At 60.4% G+C, this 23462-nt stretch carries 28 protein-coding genes and 1 tRNA gene; 18 read left to right on the top strand and 11 right to left on the bottom strand.

Going from position 1 to position 23462, the window contains the following annotated elements; genetic code table 11:
• Nucleotides 1–16: 16 nt before the first annotated feature.
• A complete protein-coding gene (locus H6866_01890) occupies nucleotides 17–1753 on the top strand; it encodes a hypothetical protein (protein USO07995.1) in 1737 nt (578 codons plus the stop codon).
• A 41-nt stretch (nucleotides 1754–1794) separates the two neighbouring features.
• On the opposite strand, the gene H6866_01885 is transcribed toward H6866_01890, so the two are convergent.
• A tRNA-Leu gene (locus H6866_01885) sits at nucleotides 1795–1881 on the bottom strand.
• Nucleotides 1882–1921: 40 nt separating this feature from the next.
• On the bottom strand, nucleotides 1922–2527 hold the full coding sequence (locus tag H6866_01880) for a pentapeptide repeat-containing protein (GenBank protein USO07994.1): 606 nt from the start codon (nucleotides 2525–2527) through the stop codon (nucleotides 1922–1924).
• A 219-nt stretch (nucleotides 2528–2746) separates the two neighbouring features.
• On the opposite strand from H6866_01880, the gene H6866_01875 reads away from it, so the two are divergent.
• The 4 genes from H6866_01875 to H6866_01860 all read left to right on the top strand — a co-directional run bounded on the left by H6866_01875 (nucleotide 2747) and on the right by H6866_01860 (nucleotide 5192).
• Nucleotides 2747–3151 (top strand): hypothetical protein, encoded by a 405-nt coding sequence (locus tag H6866_01875; protein USO07993.1) that lies wholly within the window; start codon nucleotides 2747–2749, stop codon nucleotides 3149–3151.
• 89 nt (nucleotides 3152–3240) lie between these two features.
• Nucleotides 3241–3852, top strand: a complete 612-nt coding sequence (locus tag H6866_01870) for a cell wall hydrolase (protein ID USO07992.1) — start codon at nucleotides 3241–3243, stop codon at nucleotides 3850–3852.
• A 20-nt stretch (nucleotides 3853–3872) separates the two neighbouring features.
• Nucleotides 3873–4553, top strand: a complete 681-nt coding sequence (gene nth / locus H6866_01865; GenBank protein USO08552.1) for an endonuclease III — start codon at nucleotides 3873–3875, stop codon at nucleotides 4551–4553.
• A gap of 48 nt (nucleotides 4554–4601) precedes the next feature.
• The gene (locus H6866_01860) at nucleotides 4602–5192 is read left to right on the top strand and encodes a YbhB/YbcL family Raf kinase inhibitor-like protein (protein USO07991.1); all 591 of its coding nucleotides are present in this window, start codon (nucleotides 4602–4604) and stop codon (nucleotides 5190–5192) included.
• Here the strand turns inward: H6866_01860 and H6866_01855 are convergent.
• The 3 genes from H6866_01855 to uvrC all read right to left on the bottom strand — a co-directional run bounded on the left by H6866_01855 (nucleotide 5173) and on the right by uvrC (nucleotide 8747).
• Nucleotides 5173–5745: a hypothetical protein gene (locus H6866_01855; GenBank protein USO07990.1), complete on the bottom strand. Its 573-nt coding sequence runs from the start codon at nucleotides 5743–5745 to the stop codon at nucleotides 5173–5175. The genes H6866_01860 and H6866_01855 overlap by 20 nt on opposite strands.
• A 39-nt stretch (nucleotides 5746–5784) precedes the next feature.
• Nucleotides 5785–6396 (bottom strand): polymer-forming cytoskeletal protein, encoded by a 612-nt coding sequence (locus tag H6866_01850; GenBank protein USO07989.1) that lies wholly within the window; start codon nucleotides 6394–6396, stop codon nucleotides 5785–5787.
• A 500-nt stretch (nucleotides 6397–6896) separates the two neighbouring features.
• Nucleotides 6897–8747, bottom strand: coding sequence for an excinuclease ABC subunit UvrC (uvrC, locus tag H6866_01845; protein USO07988.1), 1851 nt, complete (start codon nucleotides 8745–8747; stop codon nucleotides 6897–6899).
• A gap of 61 nt (nucleotides 8748–8808) precedes the next feature.
• On the opposite strand from uvrC, the gene H6866_01840 reads away from it, so the two are divergent.
• Entirely contained in the window at nucleotides 8809–9378 is a 570-nt protein-coding gene (locus tag H6866_01840) for a transcriptional regulator (GenBank protein ID USO07987.1), read from the top strand.
• Between the two features lie 77 nt (nucleotides 9379–9455).
• On the opposite strand, the gene H6866_01835 is transcribed toward H6866_01840, so the two are convergent.
• Nucleotides 9456–10079, bottom strand: coding sequence for a hypothetical protein (locus H6866_01835; GenBank protein ID USO07986.1), 624 nt, complete (start codon nucleotides 10077–10079; stop codon nucleotides 9456–9458).
• A 365-nt stretch (nucleotides 10080–10444) separates the two neighbouring features.
• On the opposite strand from H6866_01835, the gene rpmH reads away from it, so the two are divergent.
• The 4 genes from rpmH to yidC are packed head-to-tail and all read left to right on the top strand — an operon-like array spanning nucleotide 10445 to nucleotide 13113.
• On the top strand, nucleotides 10445–10579 hold the full coding sequence (gene rpmH, locus H6866_01830) for a 50S ribosomal protein L34 (protein ID USO07985.1): 135 nt from the start codon (nucleotides 10445–10447) through the stop codon (nucleotides 10577–10579).
• 12 nt (nucleotides 10580–10591) lie between these two features.
• Complete coding sequence (rnpA, locus tag H6866_01825; GenBank protein USO07984.1) at nucleotides 10592–10975, top strand: ribonuclease P protein component; 384 nt, start codon at nucleotides 10592–10594, stop codon at nucleotides 10973–10975.
• Nucleotides 10944–11216: a membrane protein insertion efficiency factor YidD gene (gene yidD / locus H6866_01820; protein USO07983.1), complete on the top strand. Its 273-nt coding sequence runs from the start codon at nucleotides 10944–10946 to the stop codon at nucleotides 11214–11216. Before rnpA ends, yidD begins: the two co-directional genes overlap by 32 nt.
• Entirely contained in the window at nucleotides 11149–13113 is a 1965-nt protein-coding gene (gene yidC, locus H6866_01815; GenBank protein USO07982.1) for a membrane protein insertase YidC, read from the top strand. Before yidD ends, yidC begins: the two co-directional genes overlap by 68 nt.
• Nucleotides 13114–13220: 107 nt before the next feature.
• Here the strand turns inward: yidC and H6866_01810 are convergent, their stop codons facing one another.
• The 3 genes from H6866_01810 to H6866_01800 all read right to left on the bottom strand — a co-directional run bounded on the left by H6866_01810 (nucleotide 13221) and on the right by H6866_01800 (nucleotide 15784).
• Nucleotides 13221–14108: an RNA polymerase factor sigma-32 gene (locus H6866_01810; protein ID USO07981.1), complete on the bottom strand. Its 888-nt coding sequence runs from the start codon at nucleotides 14106–14108 to the stop codon at nucleotides 13221–13223.
• Nucleotides 14109–14252: 144 nt separating this feature from the next.
• Nucleotides 14253–14996 (bottom strand): hypothetical protein, encoded by a 744-nt coding sequence (locus tag H6866_01805; protein USO08551.1) that lies wholly within the window; start codon nucleotides 14994–14996, stop codon nucleotides 14253–14255.
• Nucleotides 14997–15244: 248 nt separating this feature from the next.
• Nucleotides 15245–15784: a CarD family transcriptional regulator gene (locus H6866_01800; protein USO08550.1), complete on the bottom strand. Its 540-nt coding sequence runs from the start codon at nucleotides 15782–15784 to the stop codon at nucleotides 15245–15247.
• Between the two features lie 91 nt (nucleotides 15785–15875).
• Between H6866_01800 and H6866_01795 the strand changes: the two genes are divergently transcribed.
• Nucleotides 15876–16208: a hypothetical protein gene (locus H6866_01795; protein USO07980.1), complete on the top strand. Its 333-nt coding sequence runs from the start codon at nucleotides 15876–15878 to the stop codon at nucleotides 16206–16208.
• 148 nt (nucleotides 16209–16356) lie between these two features.
• Here the strand turns inward: H6866_01795 and H6866_01790 are convergent, their stop codons facing one another.
• Entirely contained in the window at nucleotides 16357–17157 is an 801-nt protein-coding gene (locus H6866_01790; protein USO07979.1) for a pyrroline-5-carboxylate reductase, read from the bottom strand.
• Between the two features lie 261 nt (nucleotides 17158–17418).
• Here H6866_01790 and H6866_01785 point away from each other — a divergent pair, with 261 nt between their 5' ends.
• The 5 genes from H6866_01785 to H6866_01765 are packed head-to-tail and all read left to right on the top strand — an operon-like array spanning nucleotide 17419 to nucleotide 20726.
• On the top strand, nucleotides 17419–18348 hold the full coding sequence (locus tag H6866_01785) for a DMT family transporter (protein ID USO07978.1): 930 nt from the start codon (nucleotides 17419–17421) through the stop codon (nucleotides 18346–18348).
• Nucleotides 18341–19414, top strand: a complete 1074-nt coding sequence (locus tag H6866_01780; GenBank protein ID USO07977.1) for a DMT family transporter — start codon at nucleotides 18341–18343, stop codon at nucleotides 19412–19414. The genes H6866_01785 and H6866_01780 overlap by 8 nt, the downstream gene beginning before the upstream one ends.
• Complete coding sequence (locus H6866_01775; GenBank protein ID USO07976.1) at nucleotides 19411–19749, top strand: ferredoxin family protein; 339 nt, start codon at nucleotides 19411–19413, stop codon at nucleotides 19747–19749. The genes H6866_01780 and H6866_01775 overlap by 4 nt, the downstream gene beginning before the upstream one ends.
• Before the next feature lie 10 nt (nucleotides 19750–19759).
• Nucleotides 19760–20191, top strand: coding sequence for a ribose 5-phosphate isomerase B (gene rpiB, locus H6866_01770; protein ID USO07975.1), 432 nt, complete (start codon nucleotides 19760–19762; stop codon nucleotides 20189–20191).
• 37 nt (nucleotides 20192–20228) lie between these two features.
• Nucleotides 20229–20726, top strand: a complete 498-nt coding sequence (locus H6866_01765) for a hypothetical protein (protein USO07974.1) — start codon at nucleotides 20229–20231, stop codon at nucleotides 20724–20726.
• A 6-nt stretch (nucleotides 20727–20732) separates the two neighbouring features.
• Here the strand turns inward: H6866_01765 and H6866_01760 are convergent, their stop codons facing one another.
• Entirely contained in the window at nucleotides 20733–21365 is a 633-nt protein-coding gene (locus H6866_01760) for a hypothetical protein (protein ID USO07973.1), read from the bottom strand.
• 232 nt (nucleotides 21366–21597) lie between these two features.
• Here H6866_01760 and H6866_01755 point away from each other — a divergent pair, with 232 nt between their 5' ends.
• Complete coding sequence (locus H6866_01755) at nucleotides 21598–22980, top strand: serine hydroxymethyltransferase (GenBank protein ID USO07972.1); 1383 nt, start codon at nucleotides 21598–21600, stop codon at nucleotides 22978–22980.
• 15 nt (nucleotides 22981–22995) lie between these two features.
• On the top strand, nucleotides 22996–23460 hold the full coding sequence (nrdR, locus tag H6866_01750; protein USO07971.1) for a transcriptional repressor NrdR: 465 nt from the start codon (nucleotides 22996–22998) through the stop codon (nucleotides 23458–23460).
• Nucleotides 23461–23462 lie beyond the last annotated feature (2 nt).

Here is a 23462-nt window from a genome sequence, read left to right as displayed (position 1 = left end):
AAGGAGGCCTTTTATCATGACGCAGCAACGTGAAATGCGCCGCAATCTGGACGTTCCGCGTATTCTGGAACGGGACGAGGATGGCAATGTTATTTATCCCCGGCGGTACGAAGGTGCTACGGGGGGTGTATTTACTTATGACGATAGCCATGACGGACCGCTGCCGTCGCTGGTGCCGGAGCCGCGCGAGGATGACGACGACGTGGTGGATTACACCGCAGCCGCGGCGCTGGCGGGCGCGGTTGCGCTCAGGCGCGAGGCGTTGGCCGGTGCGCGGCACGAGGAGGATTTGCACGGTGCCGTGCTTGCCGAGGCCGCGAAGCGCGGGGGCGAAACGCCGAAGCCCATACCGCCGCCGGAATCCCGCGCAGGCAGAGCGGATGTGTTTGTGGTGCCGGAAAGCCGGGATGTGGCGCTGGACGATGCGGCCGATCTGCGCGGACAGGTGCACGAAATTCACGAAAAGACCGGCCGGGTGCGCGAGGTGCGGCGCGATCTGATCGCGATGGCGGTGTTGGAGCCGCGTCCCGAAATGCAGGAAGAGCCGCAATTGCCACACACCGAAGCGCCGCGAATAATGGAAGCGCCGGTGGCGGTCGTGGAATCGCCGCATCATTTGCATCGTGTGGAAGATGTCGCATTATCCGGGCCAGAGTCCGGTCCAGAGCCCAGACTTGAGCCTGAAGCCGGGTTGGTTGCCGAACTGCCCGCGCGCGCACCGGTTGAAGGTGGGGCGGGGACCGAAACGCGGGGCGAAGAATTCTCAAGATTGCAGGAGGTTGCGCCCTCCGAGGCAGCGCCAGAGGCGAGGCGTGTGGAAACGCATCCGCCCGAGGCGTCTTTGGTCGAGCCCGTCGTTGCCGACGGCGCGGCGCAGGCGGAATCGCAACGGGCCGAATCCCGCGTATCCGTGCGTGCACCCGAAGCACACGTATTGGCGCCGCATGTGCCAGAAGCGCGCGCACCAGAACGTGCGCCGGAAGGCGCGGCGGTTTCGCCGCGGCGTGAAACGCCGGAGGTCGAATTGCCGGAAGGGGTCGTGCGCGAAGGCGGTGCTATGGGCACCAGCTTTTTTTTCGTTGTCCCGGCTCAGGCGCGCGGGCTGGGCTTCGAGCCGCGCATCCATCTGGGCGTCGATGACGGCAGCGGCGCGGCGCTGGGCCTGATCGCCGAAAGGGCGTGGGGTCTTTCACGCCGGATCGACGCTGCGATCGAGGCACGCCATGAATCGCGTGACGTGTTGCGCGCGGAATTCGATGAGGACAGCGGTTATGATTCCGTGCAGGCGCAAGCAGGCAGGATTCAAGAGAATGAAGAAGGGCGCGCACGAGAGGGTGATAAAGAACGCCGCGCACGGCATGACGAAGATGTCAGGCGCCGCAACGAACTTGTGCGCGAAGGTGTGCGCGACAATTTAGAAGTGCAGGCGGAACTGGCGGAAACGGATGAGGACCTGACCTATACCGAAATCGGCGCGTTCGAAGTTGGTGATGTGATGCGTGCCAGCGGACTGGATAATCATTGGTTGAGCGGTAATGCCTATATCACGCCGATACCCGATTTGCAGCCCGCGCCAGATGCACACCAGGCGTTTAGCGCGGCAGAAGATCCGCAAGCTGCGGCGGCAAGTGATAATGAGGGATTGGCACGACAAGTGGGATTGCCCCAGCCGGTGATGCCCGAGGCGCGCGCCAATCCTCATCTTTCGTTACTGGACGAGGTGTTGAAGCCTTTGCCGCCAATGCCGGAATAAAGGGCGGATAAGCCGGGCGTTCGCATTTTTGGTCTTACCATTGGTGGCCCCGGCCGGACTTGAACCGGCACGTCCTTTCGGACTCGCGATTTTAAGTCGCGTGCGTCTACCAATTTCGCCACGGGGCCAGACTCTGGGCGTGACGATAGGGGAATTCGCGCGATTTGGCTAGGCTGTGACCCCGGCCAGAAACTGGTCGAGCATATGGCGCGCGGCGGGCGTATCGGGGCGCAGCGCATTGCCGATCAGGATATGCCGGTCCAGCCGTACGATGCGCGGTCCCAGCCCGGTAATGACGATCGGGCAGGCGGCGAAGGGCAGGGCCGTGCCGTTGTTGTCGTGGGCATAGGTTTGTGTCCCCATGGATTGCAGCATGTCGAAAGGCAGCGCGAGGGCAGAGGGGGTGGAAAAGCGGCAGCCTTCCATCACCGCGCCGGTGATGTGCGCGCCCGTGAATGTCGCATCCGTGCAATCCATGTCGATCAGGCGGCTTTCGGCCAGGCAGGCGAGGGTGGCGTCTGTGCCGCGCAGGCTTGCGCCGGTCAGGTCGGCTTCGGAGAGATTTGCCCCTGTCAGGTCCGCCCCGTCGAACCGGGCGTAGCGCAGGTCGGCGCCGTCGAGCGTGACATGCGCCAGGTTTGCGCCCGCGAAATCGGCATAGGTGAGGGCGCGACCCGCATCCACCGCGGCCTCCGCGCAGCGACGCAGATCAGGGTATTCTCCGGCGAAAATCACATGGCGGTCGCGGTGCGAGCGGATGGCGTAGGCGGGCATTTTTCTCTCCTGCTTTTCTCTTTATGATTTAGCAGTATTTCGCGGTGCCGGATTCGTCAATAGGAAAAAACTTATTTAATAAACCAACAAAACAAGGTAGAGCGCAAAAATCTTTCATAGATTATAGGAATTAACTTATTCTTAATAAGTTTATGTATAATTCTAATGTCGCTACAAAAAAGACTCTTTATGGTTGTGGCACAAAACAGGGGGGGGACAATGGAAAAAACCAACACGCGGGCGGCGCAGGCGATTGCGTCGATCCTTGAAACACGCTTTGGGCGGGTCGAGGCGCAGGCGTTGATGAACGGGCGGGCACGGATTACGCGCATGGACGTACAGTTCATGGACGTCAAGCTGATGTCGGAATTGTGCGAGCGCTATCGCACACGGGCGCGGGCGCAAATTCTGGCCTATCGTCTGTGGGCGCGGGCGATCAGGACCGAGAGCGACCCGGTCGCACGGCTGTACGGCGCGGCGGAGGGCGCGGCGCTGCACCGCCGAATCGGGGACGAGTTGAAATTGTGGTATTGCGCGCACCGTGATTATCACGCGATGCGGCGCGCCTATCTGATGAAATGCATGGGGCCAAGAATGCGCGTCGATTGGGATCAGGCGGCGTAAGCATGGCGGGGCGAGGGCTCGAAATTCGTTGACATAAGGAAGTTAATGCCATAACACCGGTTTGGAAAACAATAACCGGAAGGTCGAACATGCGCGTTAAATCCGCGTCCCGTGTTTCGCTTTGTGTCATATTGGCGGCGGCGACCCTTGCGGGATGCGCCACGCCGGCCATGCAAGGCGACAAAAAAGCCTCTGCCAGCAACCATTCCGCCATCGCCACGCATAAGGACAAGCTTTGCCTGCTTGGCACGACGGCGCGGGAAGCGCGCGGCGAGCCGAAAGCCGGTATCGCCGCCGTGATGAAGGTCATCATTAATCGCAAGCGCGCGGCTTTTGGGGGTAAAAGGACCGCCTGCGGCGTCGTGTATGCGGAAGATCAGTTCCAGGGCGCGGCGTCCGGTTCCGGCACGCCGAAAGTTCAAGAAGTGTTTAACGATCTGGATAACATCCATACCTGCGCCGACCGGGCGCTGCACTTTCATGCGTTGTACGTCAATCCGCGCTGGAATCGTCGTTTTCTTTGCCGCATCGGAAATCACAAATTTTATGCCATGCGCGATCCGCAAGGGCGTCTGATCGCACAGGCTCCGGTATTCGCGCCTATCGCTCCCGCGCGGGAGGCGCTGGACCGTTCGATGTTGGCCATCGTTACGCCGTCGACCGTTTTCGATACGATGCCGATGCCGATGGCGGTGCGTTGACGCTTCCCCTTGCGCAGGTCATGCGCCGCCGCCATGATCGGCGCATGACGATTTTGTGCGACCGGTTGCTCAAGCCTTCGGAAATCGCGGCGCTTTTCACCACGCTGCGCGCCGCCAATCCGGAGCCGAAGGGCGAGCTGGATTATTCCAGCCCATTCACGCTTTTGGTCGCTGTGGTGCTTTCGGCGCAGGCGACGGATAAAAGCGTGAACAAGGCCACGCCCGCGCTGTTCGCGTTGGCCGATACGCCTGAAAAAATGGCGGCGCTGGACGAGGCGCAAATCCGCGATTGCATCAAGACCATCGGCCTGTTCCGGGCCAAGGCGAAGAATATCCGGCTGCTTTCGCAAAAGCTTGTAAGCGAATTCGGCGGGGTTGTGCCGCAAACGCGCGAGGAACTGGTTACGCTGCCCGGGGTGGGGCGCAAAAGCGCGAATGTCGTGCTCAACATCGCTTTCGGGCAAGACACGATCGCGGTCGATACGCATATTTTTCGCGTCGCGAACCGTGCGGGCCTGTCACGCGGCAAGACGCCGGAGGCGGTGGAGGCCGACCTTGAAAAACGCATCCCCGCGCCGTTCCGTTCGCACGCGCATCACTGGTTGATCCTGCACGGGCGGTATATCTGCACCGCGCGCAAGCCAAACTGTGCCGCCTGTCCTATCGCATCCGTGTGCCGTTTTACCGCAAAAACACTCTGAATCCACTTGCCGCTGGCCGTGGGGCGGGGGCGTGCTATATTTTTGGTCATGCGCCGTGCGCTTTACACTTTCGCCCTTGGGGTCGCCTTTTTGTTGCCGTCCGTTCCCGCTTATGCGCTTTACGGCGCGGGTGGTGCCGATGGGAATGGTCGCTATTTCGCGATCATCAGTTCGCAGATGGAGAACGGGGGCGCGCTTCCCCGCTCGGCGGTCGACGATGCCCATGGATGCAACGGTCAAAACGTCGCGCCGTCGCTTGAATGGTCGGGCGCGCCCGCCGCTACGCGCAGTTTCGCTGTCAGCATGTTTGATCCCGATGCGCCCAATGGCGGGTTTTTGCACTGGGCTGTGCTTAATATTCCAGACAGCGCTTATGTGTTGTCGCCCGATTCCGCCAGCGGCAAGACGAATGCTTTACCCGGCAATGCCGCGCTGATGCGCAATTCATACGGTAATTCCGCTTATGCCGGGGCTTGTCCGCCGCGCGGCGAAACGCATCATTACGAATTCACCGTTTATGCGATGCCGGACCGGTACGAATTCTATCCTTTCAGTCAGACGGGCCCGTCCACCATCGCGTGGCTGCGCGAGCACGCACTGGCCAGCGCGACGTTGAGCGTCACTTATACCCGGAATTGAGCATAAAATTCCTGAAATCGGCTTGTACGCGCGCGTGTTCGCGTGGGACTTCCTTTCCGGCCTGTGCGTAAAGCTGCGAGAGGCAGGCATGGTAGTCCGCATCCGCACGCGCGCCTTGCGCATCGCCGCGCACGCGATATTCGGCATAGGCCGGATGGAGGGCGCCGCGCTGGAAATAGACGTCGAGCGCGCAGGCGGGCGCCACATAATGCCACGATTCCGTTTCCGCTTCGATACGCCGCAGATCGGGTGGGCCGAACAGCACGCCAAATTGCGCACGGTTTAAATCCCGAACCGCGTCGGCGTTTCCTGCTACGCGGCGCAGCAGCGCCGTGCGTGTAAGCGCGCGTGGATCGGCGGGGTTCGCAAGCGCGGTCCCGGCGGCCAAGCCCGCATCGCGCGCCTGGGTGACGAAAGTCTGCAGTGGGTCGCGCAGTGTGCTGGTGCCAAGCACCGCGGTCGCTGCAAGCACCAGCGCGGCAAGCAGGGAAGGGCGTAAAACGACACGACCGGCGCTGGTGCACCGGTCGCGGAAATTTTTTTGAAAAAACATCTCCCGCATGAAGGACATGACGGGTGACATGGGTGCCTATCAGGCCGCCGAAGCCGCGTTGTTGCCCTTGTCGCCGAACAGCGGTTCATTGGGTTTGTTGGCGGCTTCGCGCGCCTGTTTCGCCACGGCCTTGCCTTTCGAGAAGTCGGCGGCAGCGACCTGATCGTCGCCCTTGCGCGGGCCGGTCGGGGACAGCGTGCCTTCGATCGACGCGCCGGCCTCGATCGCCAGTTCCTTGTAGCGGATGGAACCTGTGATCACGCCCGATGCCTTGACGGTCAGGCGGCCCGCGACGGTGATGTCGCCTTCAAAGCGGCCGGCGATGGTCGCTTCTTCGATGTCGACGGTGCCGTAGAACACGCCCGCTTCGCTGATGTCGAGCAGTTTGGCGTCCTTCAAGGTCGCCTGAACCGTGCCTTCGACGATCAGGTGGTCGCAATGTTCGATTTCGCCCGACATGGTGATGCCTTCGCCGATAATCAGCTTGCGGCCCGAACCATAGGGGTTGTAGGAGGTCGGCGCGCCATAGCCCGCGCCCATGCCCGGGGTCATCGGGCGGCCATACGGCATCGAGCCCGGAATGTCCATCGGACGGCCCGCCGGGGCGGATTGGGCGTTGGCGTTTTCGTTGGGGGTGTTCAGAGCGTTCATGGCGCTGGGTCCTTCATTGCTGGTTGGGGTTGGGCTGGGTTTATATGGGGTTTGGTGGACGCTATTATTCTGTGCGCTGATTGGGGCGCTGGTTGGGCGGCTGGCCGTTCCCGGCTGGGTGCCGGTCGGACCACGCACATCGCGCGGTGGAAGATAGGCCGAGGCCGTCTCGTTTCCAGATGCGGTCTGGTTCTGGCCCGGCGTGCCAGGAAAAGTGGTTTGTGGATTTCGCTTATGAAACACCGCGTTAACCCCAGGTTTTTTAAGTTGCACATGACGCGGGAAACCGGCCGGAGCCGACACGAAAACTGTTGTGAATTTCACGCGATGGGATGGACCCTAACATGCATGTTTCGCGAAAAGCAAGATTCAAAGCATGGAATTTTAAAAGCCGGGTTTTTCCAGTCCGGACAGATAAATACCCGATAAATCTCAACTTTATTTCAAGGCGCAACCCATGCGCCGTTTTCTGTTTGATATAAGTATGTTGTAAGGATTTTTTAACTGCCTTGATAATGGTCGTAGATCAGCTTTGCGATGGTCTTGCTGATACCTGGCACGGCTTCAAGATCCTTGAGGCCCGCGCGTTCCACCGCCTTGCCCGAGCCGAAATGCGCAAGCAGCGCCTTTTTGCGCGCGGCGCCAATGCCTGAAATCTCGTCCAGACTTGATGCCAGCATCGCCCGCCCGCGCCGGGCGCGGTGCGCGCCGATGGCGAAGCGGTGCGCCTCGTCGCGCAGACGCTGCATGTATAAAAGGCCGCTGTCGTCCGGATCGAGCTGAAACGCCTTGTGCCCCGGACGATGAAAAAACTCGCGCCCCGCGTTGCGGTCCGGGCCCTTTGAAATCGCGACCACGCAAAACGCTTCGGCAATCCCGAGTTCCGCCAGCACCTGCATGCAGCTATTCAGCTGTCCGATCCCGCCGTCGATCAGTACCAGATCGGGCCAGATTTGCGGGTCGCCCTGGCGTCCCTCCTTAAGCGCGCGGGTAAAGCGGCGTGTAAAGACCTCGCGCATCATTGCAAAATCGTCCCCGGCTTCGGTGGTTTCAATATTGAACTTGCGATAGGCGGATTTACGAAACCCTTCCGGCCCGGCCACCACCATCGCGCCGACCTTATTGGTGCCTTGAACGTGGCTGTTATCGTAAATTTCGATACGCTGCGGTTCTTCGCCCAGGCCGAAAATCGCCTGCACCCTGGCAAGGCCAAGCGCATCGCCCGCGCGTTCGCTTTTGTGCCGTTCAAGCGCGGCGCGCGCGTTGTCGGCGACGAAATCCACCATGCGCCGCCGGTCGCCGCGAAGCGGCGCATGCAGTTTTATTCCGAAGTTTAGCCGGTGAAGCGTACGCAGGCCTTGTTCGATCAATGTCGCTTCGTCGATAGCGTGGGAAAGCAGGATTTCGCGCGGGGGCAGGCGGCTTGCGTAAAATTGCGGCAAAAACGCAGCAAGAATTTCCGCGTCGCCGTTATCCGCCGCCGCGCGCGGGAAGTAAGATTTGTTGCCGAAATTCTGCCCCTTGCGGAAAAAGAACACCTGCACGCAGATTTGTGCACCGTCGCGGGCCAGCGCAAAGACATCGGCGTCGCCCATGCCCTGCACGTTGATGTCTTGCTGTAACTGGATGTGGGAAAGCGCCTGTACCCGATCGCGGTACATGGCCGCTTCTTCGTAATCCATGCGTTCGGATGCGGCTTGCATGGCGTGCGAAAGGCGTTCGACGATTTTACGGCTTTCGCCGGAAAGAAAAGCGCGGATTTCAGCTACCTGCGCTTGATAGGCGGTTCGGTCGACATACCCGACGCATGGCGCGGTACAACGTTTGATGTGGTATTGCAGGCACGGTCGCGTGCGCGCATTGAAAATGGCGTCGGTGCAGTTGCGCAGCAAAAACGCGCGTTGCAAGGTCGCGATGGTTTCGTTGACCGCATGGCTGGATGCGAACGGTCCGTAATAATCGGCGTCTTCGGTTTGTTCGCCGCGGTATTTTTCGATGCGCGGAAAGTCGTGGGTACGCGAAATGCGGATATAGGGGAAGGATTTGTCGTCCTTGAGCAGGATGTTGTAACGCGGGCGCAGCGTCTTGATCAGGTTGGCTTCGAGCAGCAGCGCCTCGACCTCGGTATGCGTGTGGACGATTTCCATACGCAGTGTTTCGGACACCATGCGTTGCAGCCGTTTGGGTAACTGGTCCCAGCGCGTGTAAGAGGTGACGCGGCGCCGGAGCGCCCGCGCCTTGCCGACGTAAAGCGGCGCGTCGTCCGCGCCCAGCATGCGATAGACGCCGGGTGTTTCGGGCAAAAGCCGCGCCTGTGCGCGAATGGTTTCCAGACCGTCGATCATTCCCATGGGCAGAAAATATTTAAACCAAAACTGGACGCGCGCCAATCAAAGAGGTAAATTCCTATCAATGCAACACGCCGTCACTAACGATAAAATCCGCAATGCCCTGCGCCGCTTGATCGCGGAACGCGGGCTGGACATGTCTGCCGTTTCGCGCGCGATCGGCAAGAACCACGCTTATATCCAGCAATACCTGACCCGCGGCGTGCCCGCCGATCTCGGGTATAAGACCGCGCTGGCGTTGGCCGAATATTTTGGCTGCGGGCTTGAGATTTTCGGCATTCGCGCCCCGGGCGCGGCCAGCAACGACGCGGCACCGGCGCAAACTTCCGCGCCGCGCCATCCGTTGCAATCCATAAGGCGGTTGACCGGGCTTGGCCCCGCCGCCTTCGCCCGCGCCCTGAACGTGCCGGAGGCGGAGATCGTGGCGATCGAATCCGGGGAAAAACCGCTGCCCGAAAAACTGTTGCTGCGCGTGTGCAACACATTCCAGATCGACCCCGCCGATTTCGCAGGCTATGCCCCGGCATTGAGCGAAAGCGAGCGCGTGATGCTGATGCGTTTGCGCCAGCTTACGCCGGCCCAGACCCGTACGCTGGAAACCATTTTGCGAAAATTTGAGAAAGAACGCGCCTGACGCCGATTTGTATTTGGCGCAAATCGAAAAAACCCCGCCGTTTTTGGGCGGGGTTTTAAATTCGGTTTGAATGTCCGTTAGGCGATGGGCGCGTCGACGCGCACCGGCAAATCCTGGGCCAGCGGGTCGTCGTCGGTCATTTCGATCATGCCCGTGGGCTGGATCGCGAAGTTCGAAAAGAACAGCGCGTTCGAATAAAAGACGATGGCGTCGCACAGCCAGTAACCTTCGGCGTTCTTGCCTTCAAAGCTGGCGGGGCGAATCGTGCCTTCGATCGCGCGACGGGTGGTGTCGTCCATGTTCTGGGGCAGGCCGTGCGTATCCATGCTTTCGGCGACCAGAAACGGTCCGTCCTCGCCGCGCACGAAAAAGCAGAAAAAGCGCAGGTAATCGAGGATGTTGTCGTCGTTCAGCCGGATCGGGGCATCGGCGTTGGTCTGGTGAATCGGGGGGCTGGTGCCGTCAAGCCGGGTCAGGTTGCCCTGATTGGCGAGGTAATAGATGGACAGGTTTTCCGGCAGCCATGACCGGTCGCGCAGGCGGATCAGCACCACCTGTTCGTAAAAGGGCAGGGTGCGCCAGGATACGGTGGTCGTGTCGGCCGCGGTACGGTGCTTGCCGTCGATCGTGCCGACCTGTGTGAGAAAACCCTGCAATTCCTCGCCGGTGACGGGGTTCCAGCTATCATCGTCGTTAAACATGGAGATTCCTTAAGCGTTTGCCTTGTATTTCAGGAGTATAGGGATAAAGACGGGGGCGGAAAAGCCCTCTTTGGCAGGTTTGACAGGAAAATCAGTGGCGGAATGCGCGGTTGGCGTGCACGCGCACGCGCACGGGTTCGAGAGCCGGACGGGCAAACCAGCCCGCAAGCGCGAAAACCGGGGAGATGGCGAGAGCCGTAACGGCAAAAGAAAGAAACAGGGCCACGGTGATATGCCTTTTTCTAAAATTGATCCTATTTTCTAGTTATAGGGCGAAAAACGTTAATGGCATGTGAATGGTTTGACTTTTATACGGCATGTGCCTTATAAAGCGGGCCAGATCACGGAATTCAGGAGTAATACGTATGAAACGCACTTATCAACCCAGCAAACTGGTGCGCAAGCGCCGCCACGGTTTCCGCGCCCGCATGGCCACCAAAAACGGCCGCAAGGTGCTGGCCCGCCGCCGTGCGAAAGGCCGCGCGCGCCTGAGCGCCTGATTTGGCCCGCCTTTGCGCGCCGACATCACCAAAAAAAACAAGATCGACCGCCTGAAGAGGCGGTCTGATTTTTTGCGGCTGCGCGATGGCCGTAAATGGATATCGCCCAGCGTCATCGTGCAACTGGACGACAATGCCGGGCCGGGTGTGCGCATCGGCATCACAGCGACCAAAAAACTGGGCGGGGCGGTGGTGCGCAACCGCGTCAAGCGCCGGTTGCGGGCCGCGGCGCGTCTGGCGCTAGGGGCAATTCAGACGCCGGTCGACATCGTGCTGATCGGGCGTGAAGCGACCGCGAGCTGCCCGTTCGCCACGCTGCTCAAGGATTTGCGCTGGTGTTTGCGCCGGCTGGAGGTGACAGGCCATGATTCGACGGATCGCCATCACGCTGCTTAAGACCCCGGTGCGGGCCTATCAATACCTGATCTCGCCGCTGATCGGGCCGCGTTGCCGGTTTCATCCGACGTGTTCGGAATACTGCTTGCAGGCCCTTGAAAAACATGGTCCATTGACCGGCCTGTGGCTGGCCGCAAAGCGGCTTGCCGTGTGCCATCCGTGGTCAGGGCGCCATGGATACGACCCGGTGCCGGAACCCAAATCCCGCCAGCCCGAACGTACCACCCACCAAGACGAGTGATTTCATCCCGATGCAGCAACAAGGCCAGATGCACCCAGAGGACAAACGCAATCTAATCATCTTTTTGATCTGCGCTTTGGCCGCCTATTTCTTTTACGACATTTTCGTGCACCAGCCCAAGATGAAGGCGTTGCGCGAACAGGCGGCGCAGGAACAAGCCGTGCAAAAGGCGGCCGCGACCGACGCCCCGGGCATATCGCAGTCGGCGGGAAGCGTGTTGGACGAAACGCAGGCGCTGGCGCTTAGCCCGCGCGTGGCCATCGACAATCCGGACCTTGAGGGGTCGCTGGCGCTCAAGGGCGGGCGGCTCGACGACATCGAATTGCGGCATTACTTCGTGACCACCGCACAGGAAAATCCGGTCACGCTGCTGGCGCCGATGCGCACAAAGAATCCGATGGTCGTCGATTTCGGCTGGCTTTCCGATCAGTCCGGAATCGCGCCCGACGCGCAAAGCGCGTGGCAGGTGTCGGGCGCGAACGCGCCGCTGTCCAAGGATCATCCGGTGACCTTGCGCTGGTCGAACGGCAAGGGGCTGAATTTCGAGCGTACCTATGCGCTGGACGACCAGTATATGTTCACGGTCACGCAAAGCGTGACCAATACCGGCAGCGCGCCGGTGACCTTGTATCCCTATGCCGCCGTGACGCGGCAGGGGCTGCCGGAGGATTTCGTCAAGAACGCGGTGATGTTCGAAGGGCCGATCGGGTATATCGGCAGCGATCTGCACGAGGTCGCCTATAAAGACCTTGATAAAAAGCCGCAGCAGACGTTTACGGGTACGCAGGGCTGGGCCGGGTTTACCGACAAATATTGGTTTTCCGGCCTGATTCCGTCGGGCGAGCGGACCTATCGCTTCATCCGCGCCGCCGGGGCGGCAGGCGCGGTCCCGACCTATCAGGTCGATATGACCGGCGCCGCGACCACCATCGCGCCGGGGGCCAGCGCGCAAACGGTTACGCATGCCTATGTCGGGCCCAAGAAGCTCAGCGTTCTGAACGCGTATAAAAAGAGCCTCGATATTCCGCGTTTCGATCTGGTCATCGATTTCGGCAAATTGTGGTTTTTGACCATTCCGTTTTCGCATGTCCTGTCGTGGCTGGGGCATGAAACCGGGTCGTTCGCCATCGCGCTGCTGATCTTTACCTGTCTGGTGCGGCTGGCGGTGTTTCCGCTGGCGCAAAAATCGTTCCGCAGTTTCGCGCGGATGCGCAAAATCCAGCCGGAGATGGCCGAGATCAGGGAAAAATTCGGCGACGACCGTGCGAAGCTGCAAGAGGCGATCTTCGCGCTGTATAAAAAAGAGAACGTCAATCCGATGGCGGGCTGTTTGCCGCTGGCGGTGCAAATCCCGATTTTCTTCGCGCTGTACAAGACGCTGTATATCAATATCGACATGCGGCATGCGCCGTTTTTCGGCTGGATCAAGGACATGTCCGCGCCGGACCCGCTGTCGGTCGCGACGCTGTTCGGGCATATACACTGGGACCCGCCGCAGCTGATCAATATCGGCGTGTGGCCGATCATCATGGGGCTGACATTGTTCATGCAGCAGCGGATGCAGCCGCCGGCGCAGGACCCGACACAGGCGCGCATCCTGTCGTTCATGCCGGTGATGATGACGCTTTTGATGGCGCATTTCCCGGCCGGGCTTGTCATCTACTGGTCGTGGAGCAATACGCTTTCGATCATCCAGCAATACGTTTTGATGCGCCACGAAGGGGTTGAGGTGCATTTCTTCCGCCGCTCCGCCGCCGACCGCAAGATGGCCGAAGCGGTGGCGCACGGGCCGAATGTCCACCCGGCGGCCGAGGAAGTGTTGCACGATCTGGAAGCGATCGACGGCGACGTCATCGAGAAAACCATCACCCCGCCCGCGCCGCGCAAAAAGCGATAGAGCCAGGGGCGGTAAAAAAGAAGAAGGCCGGACGCGAGGGGATGTGTCCGGCCTTCTTTGTTTTCCGGAAGGGGCAGCGTGGGGCCGCCCGCTTCGCAGGGCGGTGTTTACCCTTCCAGAAAAAGCTCGTCATGCGCGGCGACGTGGGTCGCCATCGAATCCCGTAATTTGTGCATCGCGCGCGATTCCAGCTGGCGCACCCGTTCTTTCGATACACCCAGCACCTTGCCAAGTTCGTCCAAAGTCACGGGTTCGAGGCTGAGATGCCGTTCGCGAATGATGCGCTGTTCGCGATCGCTCAGTTCGGCCAGCGCCTCGTTAAGCCAGCGCGACCGGCTTTCGCGGTCCTTCATGCCGATAACCACGTCTTCCGGGTTCGGCGCGTCGGAGGGCATCAGGGCCTGAAGCTCGGTGTCCCCGTCCTCGCCAACCTGAAGGTTCAGCGACTGGTCGCCGCTGGAAAGGCGCATGTCCATTGTTTCGACGTCCTGTTGCGATACGCCAAGTTCGTTGGCGATTTTCGCGCGCCCTTCCGTGTCCAGATATTGCACGCCGGGGTCGTTGGCGATTTTGGCTTTGAGGCGGCGCAGGTTGAAAAACAGCGATTTGTGGGCCGACGTCGTGCCGGTGCGCACGATCGACCAATTGCGCAGCACGTAATCCTGCATGCACGAGCGCACCCACCACGACGCATAGGTCGAAAAGCGCACGTCGCGGTCGGGGTCGAAGCGGTTGACCGCCTCCATCAGGCCGATATTGCCTTCCTGGATCAGGTCGCCGATGGGCAGGCCGTAATGGCGGAATTTGCCCGCCATGGCGATAACCAGCCGGCGATACGCGCCGATGATCGTCTGCATGGCGCGTTCGTCCCGATTGTCGCGCCATGCGCGCGCCAGTTCCTGTTCCTGCTCCTTGCTCAGAAGGGGGATGTCCATCGCGTCGCGGATATAGTCCAGATTGGCTTTATGCGTGCGGGGATCGTCGATATGGGCCATGGGACACCTCTTTGTGTGTGGTCAGCCGGGCACAGGAACCTACGCACCGGACAACGAAAAGGTTGCATCCGAAATCGATTAAATTTTGGGGCGAGTTGAGGTCTTTAAAAGGCGAAATGTAAGCTTTTTGTAACAGGCGTCCGGTTATGCCTCGAAGATGGGGCCGACCGAAGCGTCGGCCTGCCACGCTCCGCAGGCGAGGGAGCCGCCAAAGCCGCAGCCATTGTCCATGGTCGCGGTTACGCAATTTATGTAAAGTCCTCGGCGTTGCGGGTCGTAACCGCGAATGACCCGCGCATAGGGGTCGTAGGCATCGCTGATCGTCTGGAAATCGTCGCCGCCCCACCAGAAGCGGTCGCCCTGATCCTCAAGCCGCAGGTCGGTCTTGACCCCCGCGTTGACGAACAGCATCGGCGCGGCGGTGTGGGCGGTATAGGCCGCGCGCTTAAGCTGGTGGAAAAATATGTCGTGTCCGGCATGGCGGTAGACCATGTGGCGCATGAAGCCGGTCCAGCGGGCAAGGCGGGCCGAATCGGCGCTTGCGGCGTTCAGCCCTTCGCGCGCGTCGATACCATAGGATTCAAGCGTGCGGGCCAGTCCCTGATCGAGCATCCATTCGTACACCATCCACGGGCTGGAGGCGAAATGCAGTTGGAAGGCGCGTTGCAGCAATTCCTCCTGCTGTCCGCGCAGATAGACGAAATCGCCGGGCTGCATGCCCGCGATGGCCAGCACCATGCGCCGGAAAGCCAGAATTTCGTCGATCACGGGCGCGGATTCCGGGCCCACGCCGATATAATTGCCCAGATAGACGATGCGGTCGCCGGGGCGGATCTGGCCGATCAGCGAGTCGTGCAGGCGGGCAAGGCGTTCGACCTCGCCATGAATCGAGGGAATGGTCCAGACCCGTTTCGCGTGCCGCAGTGCGGCAAAGCGGAAATCGACGGCGGGCTGGAACACGGGCAGGGACACAGGCTGAATAAACCAGAGAATCAACAGGTTGGAAGTAGTGATTCAGAGCCGAATCACCTGCGTTTATTGTGCCTGAACCGCGATTCTTCTGTCTAGAGTCAGGAAAGAAAAAACCGGCCCATCGGGGCCGGTTTTTTTTGAATTCCGGGTTGCAGGGCTGGCCTTTAGGCTGCCTGGGTGAGGACCGTTTCAAGGTGTTCGACGGCCTTGGCCTCGGCAATGCGTTGGACGGCCGCGACCTCGCGGGCCAGACGCTCAAGCGCGGACTGATAGATCTGGCGTTCCGAATAGGATTGCTCGGTGTCGTCCTTGGGACGGCGCAGGTCGCGCAGAACCTCGGCGATCTGAACCGGATCGCCGGAATTGATCTTCGCTTCGTATTCCTGCGCGCGGCGCGACCACATGGTGCGCTTGATGCGCGCCTTGCCGGTCAGGGTTTTAAGCGCGTCTTTCAGGCGATCGCCGGAGGAGAGTTTGCGCAGGCCCGCGATTTGGGCCTTTTGCACCGGGATTTTCAGGCGCATGCGGTCTTTTTCAAACGAAATCGCGTACAGCGTCACCGACATGCCGGCGATGGATTGGGTTTCCACGCCCTCGATCGTGCCGACGCCATGCGCCGGATAGACCACGTAATCGCCGGTGCGGAAATCGACCGGTGTGTCATTGGCCGGGCGGGCAGGGATGGCGACGCCGGGGCGGGGCATGCCGGGACGCATGGCCGGTGCGACCGGGCGCATCGTCGGTGCCGCTATCGGGCGGGCAGCGACAGGCGGATGCTGGGCGGCCGGACGGGCCATGGTCACCATCTGCGGACGGGTCGTGGGTGCCGCCGCTTTAGACGGGGTTTTGACCGGCGTCTTGATGGGGGTCTTAACCGCCGCCTTTTTAACAGGCGCGGCCTTGGTGACAGGCTTCACGGCCTTTTTGGGAGCGGCTTTTTTTGCCGCTGTATTTGTTTTTTTCGCGGCAGGCTTTTTGATCGGGGTCTTTGTCTTAACGACTTTGGCGGCAGTCTTTTTCGGGGCCGTTTTGGCCGGGGCCTTCCCTGCAGGTTTGGTCTTGGCGGTAGCTTGTTTTGTTTTCGCTTTGATTTTTTGTACTTTTTTCGTCATCTCTGCCTCGTCTTAGCGTGTCCAAACCTGACAAAACACAATCCTGCCGCTGCGCCATAAGCGCGCGCGATGCAAGCCATGTTAAGTCTTAGTGGGTATGTTTTTAACAAAAATTTTACATTTTTTCAAATAATTCCGCAGGTCAACCTGTCAAGCCTTGGAAATCATGGGGTTTGCGCCAGTTCGCGGGCGCGAGCCAAGGCGGCATGGACGGCGTCATTCATTAAACGGTCGAGCGCCCGATTCTCATGCAGAACTTTAAGTGCCGCCGCCGTCGTGCCGCCGGGGCTGGTTACCGCGCGGCGCAGGGATTCCGGGCTTTCCGAGGCGCGGGCGGCAAGCAGGGCGCCAGCCCCCTGAACGGTCGCGCGGGCAAGCCGGGCAGCCATATCCGGTGCAAGCCCGCATTCAATGCCAGCCTTTTCCAGCGCTTCGGCCAGCGCGAAGACATAGGCAGGGCCGGAGCCTGAGATGGCGGTGACCGCATCGATCTGCGATTCGTTATCCAATGCCACGACATCACCTAATGTTGAAAATAAGAAAACTGCTTCATCTATTTGTTTTTTTGTAATTTTTTTGTTTGTTATGAACCCGGTAATGCCTGCGCCAATGGCTCCGGGCGTGTTCGGCATCGCGCGCAAAAGCGGACGATCCGCTCCCATAAACCGACCAAGGGTGGCCAGGGTGACGCCCGCGGCGATGGATAAAACCGGGATGCCCTGTGGCAGGACCGGGGCGAGGGTGGCAAGCATCGCGTCCATGACCTGCGGTTTGACCGCAAGGACACAGGCATCGAAATCCCGCCCAGCAAGGGCGTTTAGCGCCCGGTGCATCGTCACGCGGGAATCGGCGGGGGCCGTCGCGGCGGGGTCGACGACGTCGATACGGGCGATGCGTGGATGGTCAAGCCATCCGGCCAGCATCGCGCCGCCCATATGCCCGCATCCGATCAGAAGAATGTTCATGGCGTCAACAAACCAGATAGTGTCGTCAGGTGTTATAAGATTGCGTGACATGGAAAAGGGATGGATGCAAGGAGAAGGGATGAAGGCGGGGTGGTTCCCCTTGCGCCTTCAAAAGCCTTGGCCACAGGAACCGTTGCGCCCTTCGGCTTTGCGCGCAATCCATGACATTAATGAGTCCTGACCCAGAGAGTCCTGACTGGGGCAAAAAATCCGCGTCCGCCATATCCACGACATGATTTTTACGCAAAACTGTTTCGTTCCATGATTGCGTCCCCCGTCCATCAACCTGTCAAAGCCGCCCTGATCATGCTGGCCGGGTGCCTGCTGATCACGCTGATGGTCGTTTTCGCGCGGCTGGCCGCCGCGCATCACGCGATTATCGAGGTGACGTTCTGGCGCAACCTTGTCGGCGCGGCATGCATGGCCATCGTCGTCGCACGCGGGCGGGGCGGGTTCGGCGTGCTGCGAACCGGGCGGCCTTTCGGGCATCTGTACCGCGCGGTGGTCGGGCTTGCCGGTCTGTGCCTCAATTTCTGGGCGGTGACCCTTTTGCCGCTGGCCGAGCAGACGGCGCTGTTTTTCGCCATGCCGCTGATGACCACGGTGCTGGCTATCTTCCTGCTTTCGGAAAAAGTGGACTGGCGGCGCTGGGCCGGGGTTTTGCTGGGATTCGCCGGAATCCTGATCATGACCCGGCCGGGGGGCGACGGGGTGAACTGGTTTGGGGTATGCGTCGCGCTGGGCGGTGCATTTTTCACCGCCCTTGTCGCCATCGCCCTGCGCGATCTGGGGCAAAGCGAGCCGCCAAACCGCACCGTGTTTTACTTTTTTACCCTGTCGGCGGCGATGTCGGCCTGTTTCCTGCCGTGGTTCTGGAGTACGCCCACGCCCGCGACCCTTTTGTGGCTGGTGGCGTCGGGGCTGACCGGGACGGCGGGACAATTGCTGATGACCCGCGCCTATACCATGGCGCCCGCCGGGTTTCTGGGGCCGTTCAATTATCTTTCCATCGTCTATTCGACGTTTTTCGGGTGGGCCATCTGGCACGAATGGCCGCATAACGCCGTGTTCGTCGGTATGGCGGTCGTCGTGGCGTCTGGTTTTTTGAGTCTGGCGCTGGAAAAAGGGCGCGCGGGCGCGCGGGCGGATATCGCAGAAGCCGAAGCGGAAGCGGAGGCCAATTATGGTTGAAACTCCCGTCATTCGCCCGATGCGCGTTTTTGGGTTGGCCGCCGCGTCGGTCACGCTGTTTTCGTGCATGAACGTGTTCGTCAAGCTGGCGTCAGAAACCCATTCCATTGTCGAAATCATGTTTTTCCGCAACGCGCTCGCCATCGTGCCGGTGTTGATGCTGATTCAGGCGCACCCACAAGGTTTCAGCCTGTTCAAAACCCGCAAGCCGCTGGGTCATTTGCTGCGCGGGGCGGTGGGCATCGTGTCGATGGGGTTGATTTTCTGGTCCTTTTCCCTTTTGCCGCTGGCCAATGCCACCGCGTTGCAATTCGCCATGCCTTTGATTTTAACGGCGCTGTCCGTGCCGCTTTTGGGGGAATGGGTCGGTAAATGGCGCTGGGGCGCGGTGATCGTTGGGTTTGCCGGGGTGCTGGTGATCGCGGCCCCCACCGGTGCCGGGGTCAATTGGCTTGGTTTGGCCGTGGCGCTTGGCGGCGCGTTCACCACGGCGTGCACCATGATCATCGTCCGGCGGCTGGGGCGAAGCGAGCACGCGCTTACGATCGTATTTTATTTTTCGCTTTGGGGGGCGCTGGTTACGGCCTGTTTCCTGCCATTTTACTGGACTCCGCCGTCGTTCAAAAGTTTCGTTTATCTGGTGATGACCGGGATTTGCGGCGGCGCGGCGCAGGTGCTGGTGACCAAGGCCTATGCCGAGGGGCCGGCGGCGTATGTCGCGCCGTTTTCCTATCTTGCGATCATATTCGGCACGTTTTTCGGCTGGGCCGTGTGGGACCAGGTGCCGGGCATGAATGTTTTGATCGGTTCTGGTGTCGTCGTCGCCTCTGGCTTGTTCATCCTTTACCGCGAGGCCGTCCTCAGGCGGCATGTGGTGCAGGAATCGGTGCTGGACATTGCGCCGACCGAGGCCGACGAATACGGGCCAGCACCGGACGAATCCGTTACGGAGTCTGGACAAGCCGACGGTGAAATGAGATACCAGATTTCGGCGGGATTGCGCCCCGCGAATGAAAATCAACCGGAACTGCCTAAACCTGAATCGCCTAAAGAGGTAAAACAATGACCTTCGTCGTCACCGATATCTGTATTCGCTGCAAATACACCGATTGCGTGGAAGTCTGCCCCGTCGACTGCTTTTACGAGGGCGAGAACATGCTGGTGATCAACCCCGACGAATGTATCGATTGCGGGGTGTGCGAGCCCGAATGCCCGATCGACGCCATCCTGCCCGATTCCGATCCCAAGGCCGCCAAATGGGTCGAGATAAACCGCGAATACTGCGCCTCGTGGCCCAATATCACGCACAAGAAGCCCGCGATGGACGAGGCCGAGGAATTCAAGGATAAAAAGGGCAAGTTCGAGGCCGATTTCTCGGCCAAGCCCGGCACAGGGGATTAAAGGGCGCGGCATGAACGACGATGTGCTGATCGCTTGCGACCATGGCGGGGTGGAGCTCAAGCAGAGCCTCAAGGCCGCGCTGCCCGATATCGCATGGGTCGATCTGGGCACGCACGGGACGGAGCCGGTCGATTATCCGGATTATGCTGAAAAACTGGCGCAGGCCCTTAAGGACGGGGTGGCCGCCCGCGGGGTTTTGATTTGCGGCACCGGCATCGGTGTTTCCATCGCGGCCAACCGCCACCCCCATGTGCGCTGCGCGCTGGTCCACGACGTCACCGGCGCAAAACTGTGCCGCCAGCATAACGACGCCAACGTGCTGGCGCTGGGCGGGCGGGTCATCGGTTCGCTGGTCGCGAAAGAATGCGTCGAGGCGTTTCTGGCCACCGCGTTCGATGGCGGGCGGCATCAGGCCCGGGTCAGCAAGCTGGGTTGTATTTAGTTGACATAAGTTTTGTGCGGTGTGTAGGGTCCCGCGCATGTCAAAGCCAGATCTTCATTCTCGTGCATCTTCTGCCGAAACCTGCGATCCACACAATCAGGGCGCGCAGGATGCCGCGCATGGTGGCATTTCACGACAGCGATCCGCTTACGAGCCGGGTGGGCTTAGTCTTTTATTCGGCCTGGTCGGCATGGTCGCGCCGATGGCGGCGGCTGGGGCTGAATCGCTTTTGCTGCGGGACATGCCCGCGCAGGCGCCCGGTTCGCCCATGTTCCTTGCCTTTTCAGGCGTTATTGCCATGGTTCCCGTGATGATTGCCGAAATGGAGGCGCGCAAGCGCGTCGAGAAATTCCATATGAGCCTGGCGCGCGGGAAGCGGATGATCGTGGTCGCGCAAAGCCTGACCTATGGATGCGTTGTCGGGGCCGCGTTGTTTTTCAACGCCGTGGCGGCCATGAGCCGTCCCGAGCAGCCGGTTCCCGTGTCGCAGGTTCATACGCAAGGCCCGGTAGCGCATCAGGCGCCGAGATATTAAGGATTTTTACGGTCTGGCAGACGGGCGCGGTGACGGGATACGGTTGCCACGCAAGGTGTTGCGGATCGCGCCGGAAATTTCATGGATGGCGATCGCTCCTGTCGCGCTTGTGAAAAAGCCCGTGAAGTAACCCGCAACCAGACCCCGTACCGGATGTTCCGGATAGGCTTGGTCGAGATTCGCGCTTATGTTGCTGCCGATGGTGATTGTGCCGACGATGCCGAGTGTTCCCGCGCCAAGGGTTTTGACGAAGCGACCGGCATCTGTGAGGCCTTGTGTCGCGGCACGGGTAAAGCTGCGTACGGCGCGCGGCGCGTAATTAAATTTACGGGCTGCGCGATCGTTTGCGCGCTGGACCAGGGCACTGCCGATTTCAAGCGTCGCGCCGGCGGCGGTTACGGCCGAGGAAAAGGCGAGGGGCAGGGATAAAAAGAGATTCTGCTGATCGGATAAAACCGCTTTGGCCAATGCTTCGGCCCCGGTCCATGCTCCCGTGCCCGCAGTGGCGGCGAAACCCAGTGCGGTGGCCGCGCAAGCCGTGGTGACGGCCAGTACGCTGGCACCGTCGCGTACGCCGTAAAGGCGCCGGCGGCGGGAGGTGGGGGCGATGCGTATATCGTTATCCAGATTTTCCATCATTATGTAAATATATAAACGAGTCGGGTTTTGCAAGTTTTTCGTGCGGACAAGCCTATCCGGGGTGCGAGCCCTTCCTTGACAAGGCGCGGGTGCGTTTCCTATTTAGATGGCAGGGAAGCGGGGATGCCACTGACGCTTTCAAGGCGGAAACGACCGCCAAGAAACATCCCCTTCTTTTACGCCGCGCGTCTGGGCTTTTCCCGTCGTTAACCCTAACGCGGAGCCATGTGCCATGAACGCCCAGCCAGTCCTCAAACAAGATATGTCCGATATGCCCAGACAAAACCCATTTTTCACGACCGGAGTCGCCGAAACCGACCCGGATGTTTTTCGCGCCATCGCCGCTGAACGCGACCGGCAGCAAAACCAGATCGAGCTGATCGCCTCGGAAAATATCGTTTCCCGTGCCGTATTACAGGCGCAAGGGTCGGTCATGACCAACAAATACGCCGAAGGCTATCCCGGTAAGCGCTATTACGAAGGTTGCGAATTCGTCGATAAAACGGAACAACTGGCTATTGCGCGCATCTGCAAGCTGTTCGGGTGCCAGTTCGCCAATGTCCAGCCGCATTCGGGGGCTTCCGCCAACATCGCCGTCTATTACGCCCTATGCCAGAACGATGATCTGGTGATGGGTTTGTCGCTTGATCAGGGGGGGCACCTGACCCACGGTTCGCTGGTCAACTTTTCCGGTCGCCAGTCGTGGAAGGGCAAGGACGGCCAGACCGAGAACAAGGGCTACAAAACCCTGTCCTACGGCATTACGGACGAAGGGGTCATCGATTACGACCTGCTGGAGAAGCAAGCGGTCGAGGCGGGTCCGCGCATGATTATCGCCGGCGCCTCGGCCTATCCGCGCGCGTTCGATTTTAAACGCTTTCGCGCGATTTGCGACAAGGTTGCCGCCAAGACGGGCCAGCCCTGCTATCTGTTCGCGGACGTCGCCCATTATGCCGGGCTTATCGTGGCGGGGCTTTATCCCAATCCGTTCCCGCACGCCCATGTGGTCACGACCACCACGCATAAAACCCTGCGCGGCCCGCGCGGTGGTGTCATCATGACGAATGACGAGGCGTTGGCCAAAAAGCTGGACTTTTCGGTGTTCCCCGGCCTTCAGGGCGGGCCGCTTGAGCATGTTATCGCCGCTAAAGCCGTGGCTTTCGGCGAATGTTTGAAACCGGAATGGAAGATGTACGCGCAAGCCGTTCTGGATAATGCAAAAATTCTTGGCGATACCCTCAAAGATGCCGGTTACGACCTTGTGACGGGCGGGACGGATTCGCACATGCTGCTGGTCGATCTGCGGTCCAAGGGGCTGTTCGGAAAGGAAGCCACCCATGCGCTGGAAATGGCGGGGCTGACCACCAACAAGAACTCGGTGCCGGGCGACAAGTCGCCGCTCAACCCATCGGGGCTGCGCATTGGCACGCCGGCGGGTACGACGCGCGGTTTCGGCCCTGCGGAATGGAAACAGATCGGCGGGTTCATCGTCGAGGTGCTGGAAGGCCTTAAGGCCAGCGGGCCGGAAGGTAACGGGGCTGTCGAGGCCGCAGTGCGCGAAAAGGTGAAGGCGCTGTGCGCGCGGTTTCCGATCTACGATAGCCCGATCGGCTGATTTCCGGGGAACGTGATGCGCTGCCCGTTTTGCGGACATGAAGATTCTCAGGTCAAGGACAGCCGCGCCGCTGATGACGGCGCGGCGATCCGGCGGCGGCGCGAATGTCCGTCCTGCGGCGGGCGGTTCACTACGTTCGAGCGGGTGCAACTGCGTGAGCTGACGGTCGTCAAAAACAACGGCGGCAAGGAGCCGTTCGAGCGTGAAAAATTGATCCGTTCGCTGCGCACGCCCTTGCGCAAGCGTCCGGTGACGGGTGAGCAGATCGAGCGCGCGGTCAACGGAATCGTGCGCCAGATCGAAACGTCGCTGGACGGCGAAGTGACGTCGAAACGCATCGGCGAACTGGTGATGCAGGCTTTGGCCCAGTTGGACCAGGTGGCTTATGTCCGTTATGCCTCTGTCTATCGCGATTTTCGGGAAGTTTCTGATTTTCGGGAGTTTCTGGGCGCGATGAAAAAAGAAGGCGCAGCCAAGTAAGG

It is taken from the genome of Rhodospirillales bacterium (assembly GCA_023898805.1).
Classification (GTDB): Bacteria; Pseudomonadota; Alphaproteobacteria; order Micavibrionales; family UBA1664; genus UBA6145.
This window is presented reverse-complemented; position numbering and strand designations above follow the sequence as displayed.